Genomic DNA, 1,561 nt, shown 5'->3' with positions numbered 1-1,561 from the left:
CAACTGAGACAGTTTGTTGATTTTGTTTAGCTTTCTGCTGCTGGCTGCATGGTCACCGGCGGGTCGGTGGACTGGTCCGCGTCGTGGTTGTCGGGTTTGTTGATCCATGCCCGGTCCGGGAGGCGGGGTGGCTGCGGACGACGGCGCCCGAACCGCTCGGGATGCGCGGCCCAGGCGGCGTCGAGGGTGTGTTGCCGCTGCTCACGGATCTGTCCGGCGGTGCCGTGATGAACTGAGGCCGGGGTGTGCAGGCCGATCCCGGAATGCCGGTGCTCGTGGTTGTAGTAGGTGTAGAACGCTTCGCAGTGTTGCCGGGCGTGCTGGATCGACCCGAACCGCTCCGGGAACGTCGGGTCGTACTTGAGGGTCTTGAAGCTGGCTTCGATGAACGGGTTGTCGTTGGAGGTCTTCGGCCGGCTGTGACTACGGCCGATCTTCAGATCGGTCAGCAGCTGGGTGACGGTCTTGCACATCATCGCCGCGCCGCGGTCGGCGTGCACGATCAACTGATCCGGGTTCACGCGTTCCCGGGCGGCCGCGTCGGCGATCAACGCTTCGGCGAGCTGGCCGTCCTCGTATGCGGCGACCAGATGCCCGACGACGTAGCGGGACCAGATGTCGATCACCGTGTAGAGGTGGAACCACACGCCTTTGACCGGGCCGCGCAGCTTCGTGATGTCCCAGGACCAGACCTGATTCGCCGCGTCGGCGACGAGTTCGGGCTTGGTGCGGGCCGGATGCGTGGCCTGGGCGCGGCGTTCGCCGGACTGGCCCGCGGCCCGCAGGATCCGGTACATCGTGGACTCCGAACACCACCAGCGGCCCTCGTCGAGTTCCCGGGCCCAGACCTGCGCCGGGGCCAGGTCCTGATACGGCGGGCTGTTGAGCAGGTCCAGGACCTGCTGGCGTTCGGCGTCGGACAGTGCTGATGGCGGTGGCTTACGTGGTGCCCGCGGCCTTGAGGCCAGCGGCGGCGCACTGCGTCGATACAGCGTCGCCCGCGACAGTCCGGTCAGCCGGCATGCGGGCGCGATGCCCCAGAGCGGGGTCAGCGTCTGCTGCGCCTCGGCGAGGACGGGTTCGGCGTCGGCACGGTATCCGCGCTCTCGGAGAGCAGTTCCAAGAGCGCGTGCGCTTTTCCCATGATCGACAGGGCGGTCTGGGTCTTCGCCAACTCGGCCTGCAGGCGGGCGTTCTCGCGCTGAAGGCGGGCAAGTTCGGCGTTCTCGGCTTTCTTCGCCGCCCGCGTGGCCGATTGCCGGCGGTCCGTCAGGCCGGCCGCGGCTCCGGCGTCACGGGCCTTGCGCCAGTCAAGAATATGTGACCCATACAGCCGTTCCCGGCGCAGGATCGCCCCGCGAGCCGCCGCATCCGGCGCCGACTCGTACTCGTCCAGGATCCGCGCCTTGAACTCTGCGGTGAATGTCCGCCGCTGGGGCCGGGCGTCCGGATCCAGACTCTCGTGGGGCTTCGACGACATGCTGATGTGCTCTCCTCAAGACCGTCCAGGAAGAGTATCCCCTGGTAGACGGGCTGTCTCACATCAGCGTGACAGGGAGGG

The 1,561-nt window shown here is 67.5% G+C and carries 2 protein-coding genes; both read right to left on the bottom strand.

Annotation, left to right across the window (positions count from 1 at the left end; genetic code table 11):
- Positions 1-26 precede the first annotated feature (26 nt).
- The gene (locus tag AB0F72_RS42125) at positions 27-1,007 is read right to left on the bottom strand and encodes an IS3 family transposase (protein ID WP_360444953.1); all 981 of its coding nucleotides are present in this window, start codon (positions 1,005-1,007) and stop codon (positions 27-29) included.
- Between the two features lie 41 nt (positions 1,008-1,048).
- On the bottom strand, positions 1,049-1,480 hold the full coding sequence (locus AB0F72_RS42120; RefSeq protein WP_360444950.1) for a hypothetical protein: 432 nt from the start codon (positions 1,478-1,480) through the stop codon (positions 1,049-1,051).
- Positions 1,481-1,561: the final 81 nt, after the last annotated feature.

The organism is Actinoplanes sp. NPDC023936 (assembly GCF_040639325.1).
Classification (GTDB): domain Bacteria; phylum Actinomycetota; class Actinomycetes; order Mycobacteriales; family Micromonosporaceae; genus Actinoplanes.
This window is presented reverse-complemented; position numbering and strand designations above follow the sequence as displayed.

Excerpts from the sequence above, each read along its gene's own strand:
- AB0F72_RS42120 (WP_360444950.1), bottom strand. The coding sequence starts at position 1,480 with ATGTCGTCGAAGCCCCACGAGAGTCTGGATCCGGACGCCCGGCCCCAG.